We start from the raw sequence: 24,378 nt of genomic DNA on the forward strand, positions 1-24,378 counted from the left end.
CGAAAGGCACGCCCATGAGTGCATCGGAGTTTGACTGGAACCTGGCCACCGTGTGGGAGACCATCGCGGAGGAGCTGCCGGACGCCCCCGCGCAGATCCACGGTGAGCGGACCTTCACCTGGGCCGACTTCGACAGGCGCGCGGACGGCATCGCGCGGACCCTGCTCGACGGCTCCGCCGGCCGGGACGACCGCGTGGCGCAGTACCTGCGAAACAGCCCCGAGTACCTGGAGGTGTCGCACGCCGCCTTCAAGATCGGGATTCCCGCGATCAACTCGAACTACCGGTACCGGGACGAGGAGCTGCGGTACCTGTGGGAGGACGCCGACGTCACCGCGGTGGTCTTCCACGGGTCGTTCACGCAGACGGTCGGCGCGCTGCGTGGCCGGCTCCCGCGCATCCGCCAGTGGATACACGTCGACGACGGCACGGAGAGCTGCCCGGAGTGGGCGATCCCGTACGAGACGGCGGCCGCCGCGTCGAGTGAACGGGTCCGGTCGCCGTGGGGCCGGGGCGGCGACGACCTCTTCCTGCTCTACACGGGCGGCACCACCGGCATGCCCAAGGGCGTGATGTGGCGCGCGGTCGACATGCTCCAGCAGGTCAACGACGTCTCGACGGTCAAGTACAACCTCGAGGACGGGGTCGCCGGCATCCGTCGCGACCTCGGCGGGCCGGGCCAGGCGCACATCTCCGGCAGCCCGTACATGCACGGCACCGGATACTTCGGCGCGACGATGGCCATGCACGGCGGCGGCTGCGTCATCTCGATGACCGCGCCCGGGTTCGACGCGCGCGAGCTGCTCGACGACATCGACCGCCACCAGGTCGCCAGCCTCGCGATCAGCGGCGAGGTCTTCGCCAAGCGGATCGTGGACGCGCTGGCGGCCGAGCCGGAGCGCTGGCGCAGCACCACCGTCCGCAACGTCCTCACCTCTGGCGGGATGCTGGGCGAGCAGAGCAAGCGGGCACTGCTGGAGCACTGGCCGGAGGCGGCGATCCTCGACGGCTTCTCGTCGTCGGAGGGCTTCGGCATGGGCTGGTCGCTCGCCACCAAGGACAACATCCCGGAGACGGGCCGCTTCTCGCCCGGCCCCAACGTGTGGGTCCTGGACGAGAACGACGAGCCGGTCACCGCCGGCTCCGAGGTGATCGGCAAGCTGGTGGTCCGCAACCGGCTGCCGCTGGGCTACTACAAGGACCCGGAGAAGTCGGCGCGGACCTTCCGTGAGATCAACGGCGTGCGGACGTCGGTGCCCGGTGACCACGGCATCGTGCACGCCGACGGGACGATCCAGCTGATGGGCCGGGACTCGCTCTGCATCACCTCCGGCGGCGAGAAGATCTTCACCGAGGAGGTCGAGGGCGTCATCCTCGACCACGAGGCGGTGACCGACGTCCTGGTCGTCGGCGTACCCGATCCGGAGTGGGGCCAGGCCGTGGTCGCGGTCGTCAGCGTCGAACCGGGCGAGGAGCCGCCGGCGGCGGAGCTGATCCGCCATGTGAAGCAGCGGCTGGCCGGATACAAGGCGCCGAAGGATGTCGTCTTCGTCGACGTCGTGCCCCGCGCCCCCAACGGAAAGGCCGACTACCCGAGCGCTCGGGCACTGGCCGAGTCGCGGCGGCAGCAGCCGGTGGCATGAGGAGGCGGCGCCGGCACGGTCGCGTGCCGGCGCCGCCCTCACCGAATCAGCGTGCGGCGACCGCAGGCCGGTGTCACGGTGTCAGGACGAGGCGACCGCGGGCCGACCGGCTCTCCAGGAGGGCGAGCGCCTCGGCGGCCTCCTCCAGCGGCATCAGCCGGTCGATCGGCGGGCGGGCGACTCCACACTCGACAAGTGGCAGCAGCCGCTCCCACTCGGCCCGCATCTGGTCCGGCTCGGACGCGAGGAACGCGCCCCAGCCGACGCCCACGATGTCGACGTCGAGTGGGAAGAGCCGGTCGGTGCTCAGCGTGGGGATCTCGCCCCCGGCGAAGCCCAGTACGAGCGCGCGGCCGAACGGTGCGAGGCAGCGCAGCGAACGCTCCAGCCGGTCGTTGCCCACCGGGTCCACCACGATGTCCACGCCGCGCCCGCCGGTCAGCTCCGCGACCGCCTCGGGAAAGCCGTCCTCGGGTACGACGTGATCCGGCGCGTACCCGACCGATGCCAGGATCCGCTCCAGCGGGGCCGAGGTCACCGCGATGACCCGGCCGCCGAACGCCGTGGCCAGTTGCATCGCGGCGATCCCGAGCCCGCCGGAGGCGCCGTGCACCAGTACGGTCTCGCCCCGCCGCATCCGTCCCCGGCGCAGCAGCCCGAACGTCATCGTCAGGTAGTTGGAGGGCAGGCACGCGGCGTGCGGGAACGCGACGTCGACCGGGAGGGGCAGCACCTGGCCGACCGGCACAGCGGCGAACTCGGCGAAGCCGCGGAACGCGCTGGAGCACACCACCGGGTCGCCCACCGCGAACGGCGCGCCGCGCGGCGCCTCGCACACCACGCCCGCGAACTCCCCGCCCAGCCCGAAGGGGAGGTCGGGAGTCTCCTGGTACCGGCCGTGCGACAGCAGGAGGTCGGGGAACGTGACGCCGGCGGCGCGCACCTCCACGAGCACCTCGCCGTCGGCGGGGCGGGGCACCGGGACCTGGCGTACCTCGACGCCGGACGGCCCGGTGCGGCGGACGACCCGCGCTGCTCGCATCACCTGCTGCCCCCGGCGCGTCCGTCAGACCCGCTCGACGATGGTTGCGGTGGCCATCCCGCCACCGGTGCACATCGTGACGAGTCCGGTGGTGAGGTCGCGGCGCTCCAGCTCGTCCAGCAGCGTGGCGAGCAGGATGGGCCCGCTGGCGCCGATCGGATGGCCGAGGGCGATGGCGCCGCCGTTGACGTTGACGCGGTCCAGCCCGACCCCGGTGTCCGCGGCGAAGCGGAGTACGACGGCGGCGAACGCCTCGTTGACCTCGAACAGGTCGATGTCCTTCATGGACATTCCGGCCCGCCGTACGCACAGCTCGGCGGCCGGCCCCGGAGCGGTGAGCATGATGACCGGCTCGGCGCCGGCGGTCGCCGTGGCCACGACGCGTGCCCGGGCGCGCCAGCCGCGCTCGCGGGCGACCTCCGCGTGCGCGACGAGTACGGCCGCGGCGCCGTCGGCGAGCCCGGAGGAGTTGCCCGCGTGGTGTACGTGTGCGATCCCGTCGAGCTGCGGGTAGGTCTCCCGCGCCATCGTGTCGAAGTCGCGGTCGTAGCCGTCGAAAACCACGGTCCCGAGCTGCTCGAAGGAGGGTTTCAGTGCGGCCAGCGCGTCGAGCGTGGTGGCCCGGGGCAGCTCCTCGCGGTCGAGCAGGACGGTGCCGCCGGGGCCGGTGACCGGGACCATCGAGCCGGCGAAGCGCTCCTCCCGGATCGCCTCGGCGGCGCGCCGCTGCGACTCGACGGCGTACGCGTCCACGTCGGCGCGGCTGAAGCCGCCGAGGCTGGCGATCAGGTCGGCGGAGATCCCCTGGGGGATCAGGGGGTACAGCTCGCGCAGGTGCTCGTTTCCGCCGTCGAGTGTGGGGCGTGTGGCGGCCGGATAGCGGGACATCATCTCGACGCCGGAGGCGACCACGAGGTCGGCCTGGCGCGAGACGACCATCGTGGCGGCCGTGTTGAGGGCCTGCTGTCCCGAGCCGCAGGCCCGGTTCATCGTCAGGCCGGGCACCGTGGCCGGCCAGCCCGCCGCCAGGGCGGAGAGCCGGGCCACGTTGTCGCCGTGGTCGCCGACCGCGTTGGCGCAGCCGGTCAGTACGTCGGCGACGTCGGCGGGGTTGAAGCCGACCCGTTTCTGGAGCTCGACCAGCACGCCGGCGAGCAGTTCCTGGGGATGGACACCGGAGAGGGCGCCGCCGGGCTTGCCCTTGCCGCGCGGGGTCCGGACGACGTCGACGATCGTTGCGTCTCGCACGAGGCCGACAGTAGCAGCCCAACCAATTGGTTGGCTATCTTTCTCGCGCTCCGTCGAGCTGGCCGTTGCGTCACCGCCATACTTGCGTGACGATGCTCTTTACCCAACCAACCGGTCGGTGAAGGAAGGGAAGTGGGATGACGGGTTCGTCGGAGCGGCGCCGGGTCGGTCCGCTCTCGGAATGGGCGGCCGCGCCGGCGGGCGAGGTCATCGACGAGTCGGTACCGCAGGTGCTGGCTCGCCAGGTCGCGGCGCACGGTGACCGGCCGGCGGTGTACTGGCCGGAGGGGGACGGGCTGGCCAGCATCACGTACGCCGAACTCGGCGACGCGGCACGGCGGCTGGCCCGCGCCATGGCCGGGCAGGCGAAGCCCGGCGACCGGGTCGCGGTCTGGTCGCGAAACTCGGTGCCGTACGTGGTGCTGGAGTACGCCTCCGCGCTCGCCGGCCTCGTCTTCGTACCCTTCAACACCGCCTGGACCGACGCCGAGGCGGAGCACGCCGTCCGGCTGACCGGGCCGGTGCTCCTCTTCGCCGGCCCGTCGTACGGCGGCGACAGCCTCGCCCCGCGCGCCCGGGCGCTCGACGGCGGTACCACCGTGGTGGACGTCGACGAGCTCGAACAGTGGGCCGCCACCGCCACGCCGGGCGAGCTGCCGGACGTACCGCCGGAGCATCCGTTCCTGATCCAGTTCACCTCGGGCACGACGGGGCGCTCGAAAGGCTCGGTGCTCACGCACCGCGCCGCCCTGAACGGCGCGCTCCAGCGCAACCGGCACGACCTGATCGCCGAGGACGACGTCTGGCTGAACCCGGTGCCGTACCACCACATCGGCGGCTCCTGCTTCGTGATCCTCGGCGGCCTGGTGGACGCCGGCGCGTTCGTCGTCATGGAGCGCTGGGACCCGGCGGTGGTGCTGCGCCTGCTCGGGCTCGGTGTCGTCAAGCGGGTCGGCGGCGTCCCCACGATGCTCGTCGACATCCTGGACAAGCTCGGCGGCGCCGCCCGGGACGCCGGCATCCGGTCGGTCGCCCTCGGCGGCGCCACGGTGACCCAGCAGCTCGTCGACCTCGTGGGCCGGACCCTCGGCGTGCCGGTGCTCATCGGGTACGGGCAGTCCGAGTGCCCGCTGATCACCTCCACACACGTCACCGACGACCCGGCGACGATCGGCGGAACGCTCGGGCGGCCGCTGCCGGCGGCCGACATCCGCATCGCCGACCCCGACTCCGGCGCGGTGGTGCCGGTCGGGACGCCCGGCGAGATCCTCGTCCGCGCGCCGTACATGATGCTCGGCTACTGGGACATGCCGGACCAGACGGCCGCGGCGATCACCCCGGACGGATACCTGCGCACGGGAGACCTGGGCGAGATGGACGAGTCCGGCTTCCTCACGTTCCGCGGCCGCTGTCGCGACGTCATCATCCGCGGCGGCGAGAACGTCTACCCCGCCGAGGTCGAGGAGTTCCTGCTCGACCATCCGGGCGTGGCGAACGCGGTGCTGGTCGGCATCGAGGACGCGCGGCTGGGGGAGCGCGTGGCGGGAGTCGTGGTACGCGCGCCGGGCAGCGAGGTCACCGGCGAGGAACTGGCCGCGTTCCTCGCCGACCGTCTGGCCCGCTACAAGATTCCGGTGGAGTGGCGGTTCGTGGAGTCGTTCCCGATGACCGCCTCGGGCAAGGTGCGCCGGTTCGTCGTACGCGACGAGACGAGCGCGGAGCTGACCCCGGCGGTGGCCCGGTGAGCGGGCCGGGGGACCTGCTGGTCGAACGGCACGGTGGCGTGCTGCTGCTGCGGTTCAACCGGCCGGCGCGCCACAACGCGATCGGCGGCACGCTGCTGCGCGACCTGGCCGAGGCATTCGAGGAGGCGGCGCGGGACGACAGCGTACGGGTCGTGGTGACCACGGGGGTCGGCGACAGCTACTGCGTCGGCGCCGACGCGGGCGACCTCGGGTCGGGGGATCGGCCGCCGGCGCGGGACTTGCTGGCCGGCGAGGGCATCGGCGGCGAGAAGGGCCTGCCGCCCCTCTCGCCGGGCCAGATCAGCCTGGACGAGCTGGGCAACGCGGGCCGCTGGACGCTGCGCGTGTGGGCGCTGGAGAAGCCGACCATCGCCGCGGTCAACGGCGTCGCGGTGGGCGGCGGCTTCGGGATCGCGCTGCTGCACGACATCCTGGTCGCCGGTGCCTCCGCCCGGCTCGGCACCGGCTTCGCGCCGATCGGGCTCGCCCCGGAGATGGGCATCAGCCTCCTGCTGCCCCGGGTCGTGGGCGTCCAGCGGGCGGCCGAGCTGCTCTACAGCGGGCGCCTCCTGAGCGCCACGGAGGCGCGGGAGGCCGGCCTGGTGACGGAGACCGTCGACGACGAGCGGCTCGTGGAGCACGCGCTGGAGCGGGCGGCCCAGATCGCCACGATGCCGCCGGTGGGCATACAGGCGACCAAGCGGTTGCTGCGCAAGGCGACGTACGGCGCGATGGCCGAACAACTGCGCGCCGAGTACGCCGCGAACGTGGTGCTCTTCGACCATCCGGAGACGCACGCGGCGATGGACCGGCTCGTCAGCCGGCTCCGGGAGCGGGCGGGCCGTGAGGGCGGCGGCGGGAACGGGGCGGGCTGATGCGGGCCGCCGTGGTCGAGGAGCTGCGCGGGCCCGGGGCGGTGCGCGTGCGGGACCTCCCCGAGCCGTCCGCCGGACCGGGCGAGGTCACCATCCGGGTACACGCGGCCGGCGTCTCACACCTTGCGCTGGGCCAGACCCGGGGCGAAGGGCCGGCCCGGCGGGAGCCGCCGTTCGTGCCCGGCGCGGAGGTCGCCGGCACCGTGCTGGCCGCGCCGCCGGGGAGCGAGCTGGCGCCCGGCGACCGGGTCGTGGCGCTCGGCCTCGGCGGTGGCTTCGCGGGCGTCGCGGTCGCCCGCGCGGCGCACACGTTCGCGCTGCCGGACGGCCTCACCTTCGAGCAGGGCGCCGCGGTCCTCGTGGACTACCTCACCGCGTACCACGCCGTCGTGCGGCGCGGTGGCCTGGCGCCCGGCGAGGCGGTACTCGTCCGCGGCGCCGAAAGCGGGGTCGGCCTCGCCACGGCACAGGTCGCCAAGGCGTTCGGCGCCGGTCGTGTGGTCGCCGCCGTGCCCGGCGAGCCGGAGGGGAAGGTCGCGCTCGGTGCCGGAGCCGACGCCGTCGTACCGGCCGAGGGGTTCCGGGACGCCGTACGCGCGGTCGGGCCGGTCGACCTCGTGGTCGACCCGGTCGGCGGCGACGCCTTCGTCGACGCGCTTCGCTGCCTGGCGGTCGAGGGGCGGGCGGTGGCCGTCGCGGCGGCCGGCGGTACGCGTGCCGAGTTCCGGGTCAACCGCCTGCTGCTGAACAACATCGACGTCGTCGCCGCCGACTGGACGAGCTGGGCGCTCGCCGCGCCCGACCGGATCGCCGGCGTGTGGTCGGAGGTCGCGCCGCACCTCGCCAGCGGGGCACTGGCCCCGGTCGTCGACGCCGTGCGTGATCTCGACGGCACGGCGTCCGCCCTCGCCGCCCTCGACGAGGGACGCGCGCGGGGCAAGCTCGTACTCCGGTTGTAGCAAGCATCGATACCGACCATCCAGTTGGTTGATATCACGGACGCGTGCCGCTACCGTGGATCTCCCTACGGCGGCGGGGTTTCCCGGTTGGCGGCGCGAGATGGGGCGACACATGACCTTCGTTGAAGGTGTCGAATCTGCCTGTATCGGAGTGGACGTCGGCGGCACGTTCACCGACGTGGTCCTCAGCGACGGGGCGCGGGTCTGGAGCGCCAAGGCGCCCACCACGCCGGGGGCGCTCGGCCGGGGGGTGCTGGACGCCTGCCGGCTGGTCGCCGGGCGGGCGGGGCTCACGCTGGAGCGGCTGCTCCCGGCGGTGAGCCGCTTCGGGCTCGGTACCACCGCGGTGACGAACACGATCGCGGCGCGGACCGGCCGCACCGTCGGGCTGATCACGACCGAGGGCTTCGAGGACCTGGTCCCGATCGCGCGGGCCAAGCGCGTGCCGAGCGACGGCTGGCTGCTGCCGCCCGCGCAGCTCGTCGACCGGGAGCGGATCGTCGGGGTCGCTGAGCGAGTGGACCGGCACGGCGCCGTGCTGCGGGAGGTCGACCGCGAGCGGGTACGCGAGGCCGGCCGGCTGCTCGTGGAGGAGCGCGGCGCGCAGTCGCTCGCGGTGTCGTTCCTCTGGTCGTTCCAGAACGACGCGAACGAGCGCGCGGCGGTCGAGGAGCTGACCGCCCTCTTCCCCGGCCTGCCGGTCGTCTCCGGGGCCGCGCTGCTGCCGGTCATCCGCGAGTACGAGCGCACGCAGTTCGCGTTGCTCAACGCCTACACCTCGGGAGCGCTCGACGGTGTGGTGGAGCTGGCCGACGAGCTGCGCGCGCTCGGCCTGCGCCGGCCGCCGCTGCTGGTGCACTCGGGCGCCGGCTCGATCTCGGTCGACGAGGGCCGTCGCACGCCCGCCCCGCTCGCCGAGTCCGGCCCGGCCGCCGGGATCGTGGCGGCGCTGGAGGTGTGCCGTTCGGCCGGCGTCACCGAGGCGGTGACCGGCGACGTCGGTGGCACCTCCTTCGACCTGTCGTTCATCTCCGGCGGCGAGGCGGGCCGGCGTTCCAACGGCGAGCTGATGGGCATCTGGACCGCCATGCCGATGGTCGACATCGACTCCGTCGGCGCGGGCGGCGGGTCGGTCGCCTGGGTCGACAGTCTCGGCATCCTCCGGGTCGGTCCGCGCTCGGCCGGCGCGGAGCCGGGACCGGCGTGCTACGGCCGAGGTGGCACCGAGGCGACCGTGACCGACGCCCTCGTGGTGCTCGGGTACATCGACCCGGACAACTTCCTCGGTGGCGACATGGTGCTCGACGCCGAGGCGGCGCGCGCGGCCTGTGGCCGGATCGGCGAGCGGCTCGGCCTGGACCGCACCGACGCCGCCTGGGGGATCTGGGAGGTGGCGCAGGCGAGCATGGCGCGGGCCCTGCGTGGCCGGTTCGCCGAGCGGGGCGTCGATCCGAGGACCTTCGCGATGCTCAGCATGGGGGGCTGCGGGGCGCTGTTCGGCGCGGCCCTGGCCCGAGACCTCGGCATCGGGCGAGTGCTGGTGCCCGACCTCGCCTCGGTGCTGTCCGCCTTCGGCGCGGCCGCCTCGGACGTACGGCGCGAGCGCAGCCGTTCGCTCGGCGTCACGCTGCCGGCCGATCCCGCCACGCTCCGCGGGATCGTCGACGACCTCACCAGGGCGGTACGGGACGATCTGGCGGCGGATGGCGTGGCCGACGGCGACATCACCATCGAGCTGGCGGCCGACCTGAGGTTCCACCGCCAGACCTTCGAACTCCCGATCGCCTGGGACGGCGAGCTGGACGAAGCCGGCCAGCTGCGGCAGCGGGAGAAGTTCCTGGCCGAGTACACCGCGCGGTACGGAAAGGGCGCGATCGTCGCCGGAGCGCCGGTCGAGCTGGTGACCATCCGTTCGGTCGGCCTGGGGCGTACGGCGCGGGCGCGGCTGGCCCGTGCCGAGTCGGCGCCGGCGACCGCGCCCCCGCGGCCTTACGGCAGCCGACCGGTCTACACGAGCCGGGCCGGAGAGCTGGCGAAGGTGCCGGTGTACCGCCGCGCGGACCTGCGCCCGGGGCACGAGATCGCCGGGCCGGCGCTCGTCGACGCCGTGGACACCACGAGCTGGATCCCGCCGGGCGCCAGCGCACGCATCGACCAGTTTCTCACTCTCGACATGGATCTGGGGTCATGACCATTCAACATGATGTGGCGACCGGCCCGTTCGACCCGATCGGACTTCAGGTCCTGCGGTCCCGCCTGCAGGCCGTCGCCGAAGAGGGCGCCATCACCATCGAACGCACCGCCATCAGCCCGGTCATCTCGGAGTCGCGCGACTACTCGTGCACGCTGCTGGAGGCGAACGGGGACCTGATCGTGGCCGGTGGCGCCATCAGCCACCACTTCGGCATCTGCGGCCACGCGGTGCGGGCGGTCCTCGCCACGCACGGCGACTCGGTGGCCCCCGGTGACGTGTTCTTCTGCAACGACCCGCACAACGGCGGCGGACTGCACGCCCAGGACGTCGTCATCCAACTGCCGGTGTTCGTCGACGGCGAGCTTGTCGCCTGGGTCGCCAACTCCGGCCACATGCTGGACATGGGCGGCATGGTGTTCGGCTCCTGGTCCCCGGATGCCACCGACTGCTACCAGGAGGCGCTGCGGATGCCGCCGGTCCGGCTGTTCCGGCAGGGCGTCGAGCAGACCGACGTCTGGCAGATCATCCGTACCAACGTCCGCGTGCCCGACGTCGTCGAGATGGACCTGCGCGGGCTCGTCGCCGGCTGCGAGGTCGCGCGGGACAAGCTGGTCGACATCGCCCGCGGCATGGGCCGGCGGCAGTTGCTGGACGGGATCGGAGAGCTGCGCCGCCGCGCCGAGCAGGAGATGCGCCGCCGGATATCGCAGCTCGCCGACGGCGTCTACCGGTACACGGCCTGGACGGAGTGGCACGACGAGCTGTACGAGATCCCGTGCGCGATGACGGTCTCGGCGGACACGCTGCACTTCGACTTCACCGGCGCGCCGGCCCAGACGGCACACTTCTTCAACACGAAGCCGCACATCATCACCGCGCAGATCGTCGGCGACGGGTCGGACGTACTGACTCCCGACATCCCGCTCAGCCAGGGGATGTTCAACCCGGTGACGGTGTACTGCCCGCCCAACTCGATCGTCAACAGCAACCCGCCGGCACCGATCGCCTCGGCTCACATCGACGTCTCGCTCACCGCCAGCATGGCCGCGCACCAGTGCCTGATGCTGGCGATCGCGGCCGGCTCCAGCGAGGTGGCGCGGCTGCTGACCGGCCCGGTGGCGCCGAGCGCGATGGCGATCCAGACCTGGGCGTACACGACGCCGCAGGGGTTTCCGGACGGTTGGATGATGCTCGACGGGGCGATGGCGGGCACCGCCGCCGCCTACGACCGGGACGGCACCGACCTGTGCAACTTCATGGTGGCCCGCAAGCCGATCCTCGAAGCGATCGACGTGGAGATGCTCGAAGCCTGGTACCCGGTGCTGGTGGACTTCAAGCGGATCCGCCCCGGCGCCTTCGGTGCCGGCCGCTTCCGCGGCGGCGCGGGCTGCAACATGAGCTTCCGGCCGTACGGCGTCGGCTCCGTCGTCGGCCAGCTCCTCGCGGTGCGCGAGCACCTGCCGCTGAACGGTTCCGGCGGCGGGCGGCCCGGTTCGGTCAGCGAGTTCGTGGTCCGGTCGGCGGCGGGCGAGGAGCGGCCGCTTCCCGGCAAGAGCGGCGCGGTCGTGGTCGCGGAGGGGGAGTCGATCGAGTTCCGGATCGGCTCGGCCGGCGGCCACGGCGACCCGCTCGAACGGGAGCCCGCCGCGGTGGCCCGGGACGTGCGGCTGTCCCGGCTGACCGAGGCCGACGCGCTGGCGGTGTACGGCGTCGTGGTCGTCGAGGGCGGGGTCGACGCGGCCGCGACCGAGCGGACCCGGGCCGGATGCCTCAGAGAGCGGCTGGCCGCGGCGCGGCCGGCGACCGCGCCCCGGGCGGTGCCGGCGCACGAGGGCGACCGGGAGCGCGCCGCACAGCCCCTCTATCCGGGAGTCGAGCGCCGGGGGAGCACCGCCTTCGCCCGCGCCAGCGGTGCGGTCCTCGCCCACGCCCCCGACCCGTGGACGGCCGGCTGCCCGGTGCTGGAGACGCCCCTGTACGGCTCGCTCGTCGAGCGCGGCTACCTGGATCCCGTCACCGGCCACCTGCTGCTGGTGGAGGCGGTGCCGGCCGGCTCGGCGTGCTCGGTGGTGACCAGCCCGGCGCACTGGACCGGCGCGCGTACGGACAGCTGACGGTGGCGCACGGCCCAGGACGGGCCGTGCGCCACGCGTCCGTTCAGCTCTTGGGGACGATCAGCCCGGCCTCGAGCGGACCGTACCGGTGGAAGATGAACCAGTCCGAGGAGAAGTTCGCGTAGTGGTCGTCGGCCGAGAAGTCCACCGGCGCGACGTAGAACGGCAGGTCCGCCGGCTCGGCGTCCTGGATCGCCTTCGCCATCCTGGCCGGGTTGACGCAGCCGGCGAGGTTGGCGGCCGAGGCGGCCAGGATCACGTCGTTGTACGCGACCACGTAGGCGTTGATACCAAAGGGAATCTTGCCGCCGGTCTCCTTCTGGAGCGCGGTGTAGAACGTCTGGAACGCCTCGGACCGCTGCGCCTCGGTGCCCTTCACCGACGTGACGAGCGACTGGAGGATGATCTCGTCGTACAGGCTTTCCGGGCCGAGCGCGTTGAGCGGGCTGGCCGAGTAGCTCTGCGTACCGTAGGTCGGCAGGTGGACGTCGAGCTTGTCGCGGGCCTGGGCCATCACGCCGGCGAGCGATCCGAAGGCGGTGAAGACCAGGGCGTCGGGCTTGCCGGCCAGCACCTTCTGGAGCTGGGGCGTCGCGTCGATGGCTTCGTTCGCCACCGCCACGAACTCGGGCTCGAGGCCCAGCTCGCCGTAGTACTTCTCGGCGGTCTTCTGGTGCGCTTCGCCGCCGGCGTCGTCCTGGCGCAGGTACCCGATCTTCTTGTAGCCCTTCGCGGCCAGCTCGGCGGCGAGGTGCCCGATGTAGTGGTCGGTGCTGTGCGCGCTGCCGAACGCGTACGGGTACTTGGCCGGGTCGTTGAAGTCGGTGCCGGGGAAGTGGTGCGCGGTGAAGACGCCCGCGTTGGCCAGGATCGGGATGCCGGCCGCCATCTCCGAGGCGGATCCCGGGATGACGGCGTCCGGCCTGCCCTTGGAGACCAGCTCCTGGAGGACGGCCGCGGTCTGGTCCGCGGTGCCGGCGTTGTCGTGGATGTCCAGGGTCAGCGGCGACCCCAGGACACCGCCGTTGTCGTTGATCGTCGTGACCGCGGCCTTCATGCCCGCGGACATCGCCTCGCCCACGGAGGCGAACTGGCCGCTGACCGCCACCAGCGCGTCGATGGTCATCGGATTGCCGGGAGAACAGTCGTCCGCGGCGGCGCCCGGCGACTCGGATCCGCTTTCGCAGGCGGTCAAGACGAGTACGCCGGCCGAGAGGATCGCCGTGAGCGCGGCTCGGTACCGCTTCATAGCACCGTCCTAATTATTTAATTCCTATAGACGATTTGGTGCAACATATTGCCGGCGTGTGTCGCCGTCAAGGTCGCGGATGGAGGAAACGCCGAAAGTGGCTCGGCGGCTGGTAGTTCTCAACCGTTCGTTTGGGTACGGTGGGCTTGCCGCGACGCGTCCCGTCGGCGGCCGTGTGGACGGAAGGAAGGCGATCTCGTACATGGCAAGCGAAGTGCTGGTCGAGCGCCGCGACGGCGTACAGGTGATCACCATCAACCGGCCGGAGGCGAAGAACGCGCTCAACCGCGCCGTCGCCGAGGGCATCGCCGCCGCGATCGACGAGCTCGACGGGGACGACGAGCTTCGCGTCGGCATCCTGACCGGCGCCGGCGGTGTCTTCTCCGCGGGGATGGACCTGAAGGCGTACCTGCGCGGGGAGAGCCCCATGATCGAGGGGCGCGGGCTCGCCGGCCTCACCGAGGCGCCGCCGCGCAAGCCGCTGATCGGGGCGGTCGAGGGCTGGGCGCTGGCGGGCGGCTTCGAGGTCCTGCTCGCCTGCGACCTGGTGGTCGCCGCGGAGACGGCGAGGTTCGGCCTCCCCGAGGTCAAGCGCTCGCTCGTGGCGCTCGGCGGGGGAGCGCTGCAACTGGCCCGCCGGATCTCGCTCGCGTCCGCCATGGAGCTGCTCCTCACCGGTGACCCGGTCGACGCGCGCCGGGCGGCGGAGCTGGGACTCGTCAACCGGCTGGCGCCCGAGGGCCAGGCCCTGGCGCGGGCCCTGGAGCTGGCGGCCCGGATCGGCGAGAACGGCCCGCTCGCGGTGGTGGCCACCAAGGCGATCGCCCGTGGCGCGCAGGACTGGACGGTCGAGGACGGCTGGCGCCGGCAGCTCGAGATCGGCCAGCCGGTGTTCGACACCGCGGACGCGCGGGAGGGCGCCGCGGCCTTCGCCGAGAAGCGCAAGCCGGTGTGGCGGGGACGCTGACGGTGTGCGGGCCGGCTTCCGCCTGTCGTTGACGGCGCTGTCGGCCCGTTGTTAGGCTCCCTTAGCCAACCAAATAGTTGGTTATACACGCGGCTGTGTGGCGGGAGGAGCGACGTGAAGCTCGACCGGGTCAGCGCGATCGTCACCGGAGGTGCCTCCGGCCTCGGCGAGGCGACCGTCCGCAGGCTCAGCGAGGCCGGCGCGGTGGTCTTCGTCGCCGACCCCCAGGAGGACCGGGGCAGCGCGCTCGCCGAGGAGGTCGGTGGCGTCTTCGTGCGCACCGACGTGACCGTGACCGACGACGTCGTCGCCGTGGTCGAGCGGGCGGCCGAGACCGCGCCGCTGCGGGCCGTGGTCAACTGCGCCGGCGTCGGCGTGGCGATCCGCACGATCGGCCGCGACGGGCGTTACGAGTCGGCGCACGACCTCGACGTCTACAAGCGGATCCTGGCCATCGACCTCGTGGGCACGTTCGACGTCATCCGGATCGCGGCGACGGCGATGAGCCGGCTCGACCCCGACGAGGGCGGCAGCCGCGGCGCGATCGTCAACACCGGATCGGTCGCCGCGTACGACGGCCAGATCGGGCAGGTCGCCTACGCGAGCGCCAAGGCCGGCGTCGTCGGCCTGACCCTGCCGGTCGCCCGTGACCTCGGCGCGGTGGGGATCCGGGTCAACACGATCCTGCCCGGCTTCTTCGACACGCCCGTCTACGGCACCGGCCCGCAGGCTGACTCGCTGCGCGACCGGCTGGCGAAGGACGTGGTCTTCCCGCGCCGGTTCGGGCGGCCGGACGAGTTCGCCTCGCTGGCGCTGGAGCTGCTGACCAACGACTACATCAACGGCGAGACCATCCGCATCGACGCCGGCGTGCGAATGCCGCCGAAGTCCGGCTGACCCCGCCGGCGTCCGCCGCGCCGGCGCACGAGAGACCGGGACACGAGAGACCGGGACACGAGAGACCGGGACACGAGAGACCGGGAGCAGCCGGTGTATCCAGGTGCTTTCGCCGCCACGACGCCGGACAAGCCCGCGATCGTCATGGGCTCGTCCGGCCAGGTCGTGACCTACCGCGAGCTGGACGACCGCTCGATGCGGCTCGCGCGGCTGCTGCACGCCCGCGGGCTGCGTCGCGGCGACCGTGTGGCGATCCTCGCGGAGAACCATCCGCGCTACCACGAGGTGTACTGGGCGGCGATGCGCTCGGGGCTCTACCTGACCGCGGTCAACCGGCACCTGTCGCCGGCGGAGGCGGTCTACGTCGTGCGCAACTCCGGGTCGTCGGTCCTGGTGTCCACCGCCGCGCTGGCCGAGCGGGCGACCGCCATCCTCCGCGAGCTGGGCGGGAGCACGATCGGGCTCATGCTCGACGGGAGCGCCGCCGGCTTCGAGGCGTACGAGGAGGCGATCGCGGCCCATCCGCCCCGGCCGCTGGAGAGGCAGTGGCGCGGCGACGTCCTGCTGTACTCCTCCGGTACGACCGGCCGGCCGAAGGGCGTCATCCACGCGCTGCCGGACGTCGAGGTGGACGATCCGGCCGGCGGCCTGGTCGCCCAGCTCGAGCGCGGACTGCTCGGGATGGACGACACCAGCGTCTACCTCAGCCCGGCGCCCCTCTACCACGCGGCACCGCTCTCCTGGTCGGGCGCGGTGCACGAGCTGGGCGGCACCGCGGTCGTGATGGAGAGGTTCGACGCGGAGCAGTACCTCGCGCTGGTCGAGCGGCACCGCGTCACGCACTCGCAGGTCGTACCGACGATGCTCGTCCGGCTGCTGCGCCTGCCGCGGGAGGTGCGCGAGCGGTACGACATCTCGTCGCTGCGGCAGGTCGTGCACGCCGCCGCGCCCTGCCCGCCGGCGGTGAAGCGCGCGGTGATCGAGTGGTTCGGCCCGATCGTCTCGGAGTACTACTCCTCGACCGAGGGCAACTGCTTCGCGTTCATCACGGCGGAGGAGTGGCTGCGCCGCCCCGGCTCGGTGGGCAAGCCGCTGATCGGCGAGCCGCACGTCTGCGACGAGCTGGGCCACGAGCTGCCGCCGGGCGAGGTCGGCATCCTGTACTGCCACCGGCGGGACGCCTCCTTCGAGTACTTCGGGGACGCGGAGAAGACCCGGGAGACGCGGCATCCGCGGGTCGCCGACTGGACCACGATCGGTGACATCGGGTACGTCGACGAGGACGGCTACCTCTACCTCACCGACCGCCAGGCGTTCATGATCATTTCCGGTGGCGTCAACATCTACCCGGCGGAGATCGAGGCGTGCCTGATCGCCCATCCCACGGTCGCCGACGTCGCGGTGTTCGGCCTGCCCGATCCCGAGATGGGGGAGTCCGTGCACGCGGTCGTACGCCTGGAGAGCGGCACCGAGCCCTCGCCCGCGCACGCCGAGGAGCTGCGCGCCTTCGCCCGCGAGCACCTCGCCGGGTTCAAGGTGCCGCGGACCGTCGACTTCCGCGACGAGCTGCCGCGGCTGCCCACCGGCAAGCTGGCCAAGGGGCGGCTGCGCGAGGAGTACCTGGGGGCGGCCGGCTGATCCCCGAGGCTCACACCGGCGAGATCGCGCGGTACTTCGGCGGCATCCGGTTGGGCCGGCGACCGCCCGCCCGGCTGAGGATGTCGTTGAGGTACCGGCGCGTGTCGGCGGGCTCGATGATGTCGTCGACCCCGAGACCGCCGGCCGCGCGCAACGGCGTGATCGCCCGGCGCATCTCCGCGACCAGTTCGGCGCGGCGGGCGGCCGGGTCGGGGGCGGCCTCGTAGTCCTTGCGGTACGCGACGTCCACCGAGCCCTCGATGGACATCGGACAGATCTCCGCGGTCGGCCAGGCGAGCGACGCGTCGGAGACGAACCCCTGCCCGCCGGCCATCGCGAAGTAGGCCATCCCGTAGCCCTTGCGCAGCACCAGCGAGATCCGGGGAACGGTCGCGTGTGCCAGCTCGAAGACCAGCTTCGCGCTGCGCCGCCCCAGCATGGACTTCTCCGCCGACGGTCCGATCGCGAAGCCGGGGACGTCGATGAGGTAGAGCAGCGGCAGGCCGTACGCGTCACAGATGGCGATGAAGCGGGCGATCTTCTCGCACGCCTGCGCCGTTATCATCCCGCCCAGCCGCATGGGCTGGTTGGCGATGAAGCCCACCGGCCGGCCGTCCATCCGCGCGAACGCGGTCACCGCGTTCGCGCCCCACTTCGGCTGGATCTCGAAGACGCTCTCCCGGTCGGCGATCTCGGTGATCACACGGCGCACGTCGTACGGCTTGCGCGTGTCCGCCGGCACGATCTCGGCCAGCACCTCGGACCGCCGGTCGCGGGGGTCGCCGGTCGCGGCGACGGGCGGCCGCTCGCGCGCGTTCGACGGCAGGTACGACAGGTAGCGCCGGACCGCGTCGAGGGCCTGCTCCTCGGTGTCGACGCCGAGGTGCGCGAGGCCGTTGACGTCGACCTGGGCGGCGGCCCCGCCCAGCTCCTCCTTCGAGATGTCGCCGCCGGTGGCCGCCTTCACCAGCAACGGGCCGGCGATGCCCATCGTCGCGATGCCGCGGACCATCACCACGAAGTCGGCGAGGCCGGCGAGGTTCGTCGCCGCCGCGAACCCCTCGCCCATGACGGCGGCGACGATCGGTACCCAGCCCGAGAGGGCGGCCAGATCCTGGAAGAACGTGCCGCCACGGGCGAAGTGCCAGCTGTCCTGGCCGCCCTGGATCCGGTGGCCGCCGCTGTCGAGGAGCAGCACCAGCGGGATGCCCTGGTTGAGGCAGTGCTCCAGCAGCCGGTGGACCTTGAGGGAGCCGTACGGGCCGAAGCTGCCGCCGTAGACGCTGAAGTCCTGCGCGGCCACCGCGACGAAGCGGCCGCCGACCCGCCCGATGCCGGTGATCATGCCGTCGGCCGGGAACTCGTCGCGGTCCTCCGCCGGGCTGGAGGCGAGCGCGCCCAGCTCGTCGAAGACCCCGTCGTCGAAGAGCGCCGCCAGCCGCTCGCGCACACTCTTCTTGCCGCGCCGGTGCTGGCGCGCGATCGCCTCGGGGCGGGCCTCGTCCAGCAGGGCGGCCTTGGCCTCGGCCACCTCGGCCAGCCTGGTCGCGAACGTCGGAGTGCTCATCGCGGTGTTCTTCTCTCTTTCGGGGTCGCGGCGCTATGGGGGGTCTAGGCGATAGCTCCGGCTGACCGCAACCGCGCTATCTCGTCGGCGTCCAGCCCCCACTTCCCGAGGATCTCGTCGGTGTGCTGCCCGGCCCGTGGGGGAGGACCGGCGATCCGGGCGGGGGTCCGGCCGAACCGTGGCGCCGGGCTCGGCTGCACCAGGCCGAACGCGTCGGTGAAGGCGCCCCGCGCCCGGTGGTGCGGATGCTCCGGCGCCTCCCACGGGGAGAGCACCGGGGCGAAGCAGGCGTCAACCCCCTCGAACAGAGCGGCCCACTCGTCCCGGGTACGGGTCCGGAACACTTCGGCGAAGCGCTTCTTGGTGGCGGGCCACGCGCCGCGGTCGTTCTGCGCCTCGGGGTCCAGGTCGAGCCCGAGCCGGTCGAGCAGGTTGCGGTAGAACTTCGGCTCGATCGCGCCAACGGATACCCATCTGCCGTCGGCGGTCTCGTACACCTCGTAGAACGGCGCGCCGGTGTCGATCACGTTCTGGCCGCGTTGCTCGCTCCACCAGCCGATCTCGCGCATGCCGTACAGGAAGGCGTTGATCATCCCGGCCCCGTCGACCATCGCGGCGTCGACCACCTGACCCCGGCCGGACCTCTCCCGCTCGAAGAGCGCGGCGATGACGCCGACCGCGACGAGCATCCCGCCACCGCCGAAGTCGCCGACGTAGTTGAGCGGTGGTACCGGCGCCTCACCGCCGCGCCCGATCGGCCACAGCGTCCCGGACAGGGCGATGTAGTTGATGTCGTGCCCGGCCGCGGCGGCCCACGGCCCGTCCTGCCCCCAGCCGGTGACGCGGGCGTAGACGAGCCGCGGGTTTCGGGCCAGACACTCGTCGGGACCGGCGCCCAGCCGCTCCATGACACCGGGACGGAAGCCCTCGACCAGCACGTCGGCCCGCTCGACCAGGCGGAGCAGGGTCGCCACGCCGTCCGGGCTCTTCAAGTCGACGCCCACCGAACGGCGTCCCCGGGCGAGCACGTTGACGTCGTCGGCCGGTGAGTGCCCCGCGCGCACCGTCTCCGGGCGGTCGACAAGCACCACCTCGGCCCCGAGGTCGCTCAGGATCGTGGCGCCGAACGGGCCCGGCCCGATGGCCCGCACCTCGACGACCCGGACACCGGCCAGCGGCCCCTCAGGATGGTCACTCATGCCCGTCCTCGCTTCGCTCCGGGCGGGCTGAGGCTCCACGCGCGCTGAGTTTGCTGATTCGCTCGCTGCGCTCGCTCATGCCCGCTCGCTCAGGAGGCACGGGCGGCGAGCCGGTCGCGTTTGATGACGATGCCGGCGGCCTCGCGGTCCCAGGTGTCGGAGGTGACGCCTTCCGCGCGGAGCCGATACTTCTCCACCTTGTTGGTCGGCGTGGTGGGCAGTTTGTCCACGATCCGGACGTACCGGGGGATCATGAAGTGGGCCAGCCGGGGCTGGAGGAAGTCGATCAGCTCGCCCGGGTCGAGTCGCGCACCGTCCACAAGGGTCACGACGGCGAGCACGTCGTCCTCTGTGTACTCGCTGGCGACCGGGACCACGGCGGCGTCGCGGACGGCGGCGTGGGCGAGCAGCTCTTTCTCGACCTCGAACGAGGAGATGTTCTCGCCGCGCCGGCGGATGGCGTCCTTGATGCGGTCGACGAAGAAGTAGTTGCCGTCCTCGTCGCGGCGCATCGCGTCGCCGGTGTGGAACCATCCGTTGCGCCACGCCCGCGCCGAGGCCTCGGGGTTGTTGTGGTACGCCGTGGTGAGCGTCCACGGATGCACCGACCGCAGGATCAGCTCGCCTGCCTCGCCGGCCGGCAGCTCGGTGTCGTTCTCGTCGACGATCCGCGCCTCGAACACTGGCCGCAGGCGACCGGCGGTGCTCTTCACGCCGGGGTTGAACTCGCTGACGATCGGAGTGGCGATCTCGGTCATGTTGTAGCAGGTGATCACGTTGACGCCGAAGCGCTCGGTGAACGCGGGCGCGTCGTCGCTCAGCGGCACCATGATGACCTCTTCGAGCGTGTGGTCGCGGTCGGCCGGAGACGGCGGCTCCTTGAGCAGGAACGTGGTCATCGCCCCGAGCAGGACCCCGGACGTGATGTCGTACCGGTGCACGTCCCGCCAGAACGTCTGCGTGCTGAACGCCTCCAGCATCACGACCGAACCCTGGTTGACCAGCGCGTTGTGCAGGATGCCCGCGCCGCTCAGGTGGAACATCGGCCCGACCAGCATGTACCGGTGCCCCTTGCGGGCCGGGATGCCGGTCAGGCTGGTGAAGCCCTGGAGGTAGTGCGTGACGGCGCCCTTGGACGGGCCGGTGGTGCCGGAGGTGTAGATGATCGCCTGCGGGTCCCACGGCTCGATCGGTCGCTCCAGCGGCAGCAGCTCCTCGGCCGGCGCGCTGAGCGCCGACTCCGGCAGCACCTCGACGCCGGTCAGGTCGGGCGACTCGTCGCCCACGACCACGAGCTTCTCCACACGGCCCAGGTCGACGGTGCCCAGCCGGTCGACCAGCCGCCCGTCGGCGATCAGCAGCCGCGCCCCGGAGTTGCCGATCACGTGCTCCAGCAGCGAGCCCTTGTACGCGGTGTTGAACGGCGTGTAGACCGCGCCGACGTAGGCGATCGCCATGTACGCCAGCAGCGACGCCGGGCCGTTGGGGAGCCATACCGCAACCACGTCGCCCTGCTTGACGCCGAGCCGGTGGAGGGCGGCCGCGTACGACCGGGTGCGGTCCAGCAGCTCCTGCCGGGTCCACCGCTCCTCGGTCTGCTGGAAGATGGCGAAGACCTCGTCGGGCGACTCGGCCGCGCGCCGTTCGAGCAGGTACCGCACGACGGTCTCGTCACGGCCGGGGGGTTGGACGCTCATGTGTCTGCTCCTCGATCTACCAGGTGTCGATGAACGTGCGCCGGCCGGGCCGCGTGGACGTGGCGGTGGCGTCGAGCCCGTTGACGATCCAGGAACGGGTCTCCGCCGGGTCGATGACCGCGTCGAACTCCAGGTAGGTGGCGGCGGTCACCGCCCGACCCTTCGCGTACAGCTCGGCGACCCGGGCCTCGAACCACGCCTGGCGCTCGGCCGGGTCCTCGATCGCGGCCAGCTCGTGCCGGTAGCCCAGCCGGATGGCGCCCTCCAGCCCCATGCCGCCGAACTCGCCGGTCGGCCAGGCGACGGTGAAGTACGGCTTGCGGAAGTGGCCACCGGCCGAGGCCATGGCCCCCAGTCCGTACGCCTTGCGCAGGACCACCGCGAAGATGGGCACCTCGATGTTGGCCGACGCCGCGAACAGCCGCGCGGCGTGCCGCACCAGGGCGCCGCGCTCGGCGTCGGGGCCGACCATGATGCCCGGCGTGTCGATCAGGGAGAGGACGGGCAGGCCGTGCGCGTCGCAGAGGCGCAGGAAGCGCGCCGCCTTGTCGGCCGCGTCCGGGTAGATCGCGCCGGCCTGGTGCGAGGGGTTGTTGGCGATCAGCCCGAGCGGGCGCCCTTCGACGCGGACCAGCGCCGTCACGAACTGCGCCCCGAACTCCGGCCGCAGTTCCAGGTAGCTACCGGTGTCGGCGACGAGCCTCGCCACCTGGCGTACGTCGTAGGCGCGCAGCCGGTTCTCCGGGATCGCCGACCGCAGCCGGCGCGGGTCGGCCGCCTCCCAGGTGGGCAGCCGGCCCTGGAAGTACGACAGGTACCGCTTGGCCGTCGCGACCGCGGCCGCCTCGTCGGCGACCCGGACGTCGACCACGCCGTTGCGGCTCTGCGCGTCGATCGGGCCGACCTGCTCCGGGCTGTAGGCGCCCAGCCCGGCGGCCTCGATCAGCGCCGGCCCGCCCATCCCGATGGTGCTGTTCTCCGTGGCGATGATGACGTCGGTGAGCCCGAGCAGCGCGGCGTTGCCGGCGAAGCAGCGGCCGGACGCGATGCCGACCAGTGGTACCCGGCCACCGAGGCGGGCGAACGACGTGAAGGTCTCGGAGTAGAGGCCGGCGGCGGTGACCGGGTCGTCGATGGAGCGGCCGCCACCGCCCTCGGCGAAGAGCACGACCGGCAGGTTCCGGTCGAGCGCCAGGTGGAACAGCCGATCTGACTTCTGGTGGTTGATGTACCCCTGCGTCCCGGCGAACACCGTCGCGTCGTAGGCCGCGACCGCCACCTTGGCCCGCTCCGGCCCGAACGCCTCCCCGTTGACCGAGCCCACGCCGGTGACGTGCCCGTCCGCCGGGCTCAGCTCGCGCAGCTTCTCCTCGTCGTGGCGGGATCGCTGGAACGCGACCGCCAACTGCCCGTACTCGGTGAAGGTGCCCGGGTCGAAGAGGTCGGCGAGGTTTTCCCGGACCGTGCGCTGGCCCCGCGCGCGGCGGCGCTCCACCGCGTCCGGGCGACCCTCGTCCAGCGTCTGGTGGATGCGCTCGCGCAGCGTGGCGAGGTCGGCGCGGACGTTGTCGAGGTCCGCCCCGGTGCTCCCGCCGCTCTCGGCGCCGGCCATGGCGTCGCCGCCGGCCAGCGGCTCCAGGAGCGCGAGGACGGCTCCCTCCTCCAGCAGGTCGCCGATCCCGACCGCGACGGCGCGGACGAGACCGTCGGTCGCTGCGGTGACGACGTGCTCCATCTTCATCGCCTCGACGACGGCCACCTCGGCGCCGCGCTGGACGCGGTCGCCGGCCGCCACCGCCAGGCTCACGACGACACCGGAGAGCGGCGCCGAGACGGCCACGGCACCGTCGAGGACCGGAACGGCGGCCGGCGCGGGCGCGGCGGGGCCGAGCAGCGCGGCCGCGTGTTCCTCGACGAAGCGCGTGGTGACCGTGTTGGCCGCCACGTCGGGATGGTCGAGCAGCGACCGGAGGAAGGCCAGGTTCGTCGGTACGCCCTCGATGTCGAACTCGGCGAGGGCCCGCCGCGCGCGGGCGACCGCCGCCGCGTACGCGGGCTCGGGGGAGGAGACGACGAGCTTGGCCAGGAGCGAGTCGAACAGGGCCACGTTTCGGTAGCCGACGTAGGCGTAGGTGTCGACGCGCACGCCCGGCCCGCCGGGCGGCGCGAACGCGGTGATGGTGCCGCTGCCGGGGCGGGCCTCGCCGGTGCCGTCCAGCGACTCCGTGTTGACCCGGAGCTGGATCGCGTGGCCGCGCGGCGGCGGGATGTCGGCCTGGCGCAACGAGAGCTGGGCCAGCGACCGTCCGGCGGCCAGCTCCACCTGCGCCCGGACGAGGTCGACGCCGAGGATCTCCTCGGTGACCGTGTGCTCCACCTGGATGCGCGGGTTGGCCTCGATGAAGCAGAGCTCGTCGTCCGCGCCGGGCCGGTCGACGTCGACCAGGAACTCGAACGTGCCGACGTTGTCGTAGCGGCAGGCGGCGGCGATCCTCCGGGTCGCGTCGAAAAGGCGCTCGCGCAGGGCGCCGGTGAGGCTCGGGCTCGGCGCGACCTCCACCAGCTTCTGGTGACGGCGCTGGAGGCTGCACTCGCGCTCCCAGAAGTGGCTGACCTCGCTCCCGTCGCCGGCCACCTGCACCTCGACGTGCCGCGCCCGCGCGATGTACCGCTCGACGTAGACCGCGTCCGTGCCGAAGCCGCGCTCCGCCTCCGAGCGGCAGCGTGCGTACGCCTCGGGCAGGTCGGCCACGTCGGTGACGACGCGCATGCCCCGGCCGCCACCACCGGCCACGGCCTTGATGATCATCGCGCCGCCGGGGCCGAGGGAGGCGAGGAAGTCGGCGGCCTCGTCGAGGGTCGCCGGCGCGTCCGTGCCGGCCACGACCGGGACGCCACACGACGTGGCGAGGGCGCGGGCCCGCGCCTTGTCGCCGAAGAGCTCGATGAGCTCGGGCCGCGGGCCGACGAACCGGATCCCGGCCGCCACGCAGCGGCGGGCGAACGCGGCGTTCTCGCTGAGGAACCCGTAGCCGGGATGGACGGCGTCGCAGCCGTTTTCGAGTGCCACCTCGACAAGCTGCTCGGCGTCGAGGTAGGCGCCGGTGCCCGCCAGCCGGTGCGCGACGTCGCCGAAGCGCACGTGGGCGGAGGCCCGGTCGAGGTCGGGGTAGACGACCACGGTGGTGATGCCGATGTCGCGGGCGGTCCGCGCCACCCGGATGGCGATCTCGCCCCGGTTGGCGACCAGCAGCCGCCGGGGGAGACCCTGGCTCGCGACGGCGCTCATCGCCCTGCCGGACGCCGTGCCACGGCCAGCGCCTGCCGCCATCGCGCAAGACTCA

At 72.7% G+C, this 24,378-nt stretch carries 16 protein-coding genes; 9 read left to right on the forward strand and 7 right to left on the reverse strand.

Translation table 11 applies throughout. The annotated features are described in order from the left end of the window. The first annotated feature begins 14 nt into the window (after window positions 1–14). Entirely contained in the window at window positions 15–1,643 is a 1,629-nt protein-coding gene (locus tag ACFFIA_RS20255) for an AMP-binding protein (protein WP_377253076.1), read from the forward strand. A 73-nt stretch (window positions 1,644–1,716) separates the two neighbouring features. On the opposite strand, the gene ACFFIA_RS20260 is transcribed toward ACFFIA_RS20255, so the two are convergent. Both ACFFIA_RS20260 and ACFFIA_RS20265 read right to left on the reverse strand, forming a co-directional pair. Next, window positions 1,717–2,685: an NADPH:quinone oxidoreductase family protein gene (locus tag ACFFIA_RS20260; protein WP_377253077.1), complete on the reverse strand. Its 969-nt coding sequence runs from the start codon at window positions 2,683–2,685 to the stop codon at window positions 1,717–1,719. 24 nt (window positions 2,686–2,709) lie between these two features. Continuing rightward, window positions 2,710–3,933: an acetyl-CoA C-acyltransferase gene (locus ACFFIA_RS20265; RefSeq protein WP_377253079.1), complete on the reverse strand. Its 1,224-nt coding sequence runs from the start codon at window positions 3,931–3,933 to the stop codon at window positions 2,710–2,712. 137 nt (window positions 3,934–4,070) lie between these two features. Here ACFFIA_RS20265 and ACFFIA_RS20270 point away from each other — a divergent pair, with 137 nt between their 5' ends. The 5 genes from ACFFIA_RS20270 to ACFFIA_RS20290 all read left to right on the forward strand — a co-directional run bounded on the left by ACFFIA_RS20270 (window position 4,071) and on the right by ACFFIA_RS20290 (window position 11,820). Next, the gene (locus ACFFIA_RS20270) at window positions 4,071–5,678 is read left to right on the forward strand and encodes a class I adenylate-forming enzyme family protein (RefSeq protein WP_377253080.1); all 1,608 of its coding nucleotides are present in this window, start codon (window positions 4,071–4,073) and stop codon (window positions 5,676–5,678) included. Then, a complete protein-coding gene (locus ACFFIA_RS20275; RefSeq protein ID WP_377253081.1) occupies window positions 5,675–6,553 on the forward strand; it encodes an enoyl-CoA hydratase/isomerase family protein in 879 nt (292 codons plus the stop codon). Before ACFFIA_RS20270 ends, ACFFIA_RS20275 begins: the two co-directional genes overlap by 4 nt. Then, window positions 6,553–7,512: a zinc-binding dehydrogenase gene (locus ACFFIA_RS20280; protein ID WP_377253082.1), complete on the forward strand. Its 960-nt coding sequence runs from the start codon at window positions 6,553–6,555 to the stop codon at window positions 7,510–7,512. Before ACFFIA_RS20275 ends, ACFFIA_RS20280 begins: the two co-directional genes overlap by 1 nt. 112 nt (window positions 7,513–7,624) lie before the next feature. Further along, complete coding sequence (locus ACFFIA_RS20285) at window positions 7,625–9,703, forward strand: hydantoinase/oxoprolinase family protein (protein WP_377253083.1); 2,079 nt, start codon at window positions 7,625–7,627, stop codon at window positions 9,701–9,703. Then, window positions 9,700–11,820, forward strand: a complete 2,121-nt coding sequence (locus ACFFIA_RS20290; protein ID WP_377253084.1) for a hydantoinase B/oxoprolinase family protein — start codon at window positions 9,700–9,702, stop codon at window positions 11,818–11,820. Before ACFFIA_RS20285 ends, ACFFIA_RS20290 begins: the two co-directional genes overlap by 4 nt. A gap of 43 nt (window positions 11,821–11,863) precedes the next feature. On the opposite strand, the gene ACFFIA_RS20295 is transcribed toward ACFFIA_RS20290, so the two are convergent. Then, window positions 11,864–13,069: an ABC transporter substrate-binding protein gene (locus tag ACFFIA_RS20295; protein WP_377253085.1), complete on the reverse strand. Its 1,206-nt coding sequence runs from the start codon at window positions 13,067–13,069 to the stop codon at window positions 11,864–11,866. Between the two features lie 202 nt (window positions 13,070–13,271). Between ACFFIA_RS20295 and ACFFIA_RS20300 the strand changes: the two genes are divergently transcribed. The 3 genes from ACFFIA_RS20300 (at window position 13,272) to ACFFIA_RS20310 (ending at window position 16,571) form a co-directional block, all read left to right on the forward strand. After that, on the forward strand, window positions 13,272–14,036 hold the full coding sequence (locus tag ACFFIA_RS20300) for a crotonase/enoyl-CoA hydratase family protein (RefSeq protein ID WP_377253086.1): 765 nt from the start codon (window positions 13,272–13,274) through the stop codon (window positions 14,034–14,036). Between the two features lie 114 nt (window positions 14,037–14,150). Further along, window positions 14,151–14,933, forward strand: coding sequence for an SDR family oxidoreductase (locus tag ACFFIA_RS20305; protein WP_377253087.1), 783 nt, complete (start codon window positions 14,151–14,153; stop codon window positions 14,931–14,933). Window positions 14,934–15,026: 93 nt separating this feature from the next. Then, entirely contained in the window at window positions 15,027–16,571 is a 1,545-nt protein-coding gene (locus tag ACFFIA_RS20310) for an acyl-CoA synthetase (RefSeq protein ID WP_377253089.1), read from the forward strand. Window positions 16,572–16,581: 10 nt separating this feature from the next. Here ACFFIA_RS20310 and ACFFIA_RS20315 read toward each other — a convergent pair whose 3' ends face one another. The 4 genes from ACFFIA_RS20315 to ACFFIA_RS20330 form a co-directional block, all read right to left on the reverse strand. Beyond that, complete coding sequence (locus tag ACFFIA_RS20315) at window positions 16,582–18,138, reverse strand: acyl-CoA carboxylase subunit beta (protein WP_377253090.1); 1,557 nt, start codon at window positions 18,136–18,138, stop codon at window positions 16,582–16,584. A gap of 44 nt (window positions 18,139–18,182) precedes the next feature. Next, the gene (locus ACFFIA_RS20320; RefSeq protein ID WP_377253091.1) at window positions 18,183–19,337 is read right to left on the reverse strand and encodes a CaiB/BaiF CoA transferase family protein; all 1,155 of its coding nucleotides are present in this window, start codon (window positions 19,335–19,337) and stop codon (window positions 18,183–18,185) included. Between the two features lie 89 nt (window positions 19,338–19,426). After that, window positions 19,427–21,034 carry an AMP-binding protein gene (locus ACFFIA_RS20325; RefSeq protein ID WP_377253092.1) on the reverse strand — a complete coding sequence of 536 codons (1,608 nt, stop codon included), beginning with the start codon at window positions 21,032–21,034 and terminating at the stop codon, window positions 19,427–19,429. Window positions 21,035–21,050: 16 nt separating this feature from the next. Further along, window positions 21,051–24,323, reverse strand: a complete 3,273-nt coding sequence (locus ACFFIA_RS20330) for an acetyl-CoA carboxylase family protein (protein ID WP_377253093.1) — start codon at window positions 24,321–24,323, stop codon at window positions 21,051–21,053. Between the last annotated feature and the right edge of the window lie 55 nt (window positions 24,324–24,378).

Source organism: Phytohabitans kaempferiae (assembly GCF_042433955.1).
GTDB lineage: Bacteria > Actinomycetota > Actinomycetes > Mycobacteriales > Micromonosporaceae > Phytohabitans > Phytohabitans kaempferiae.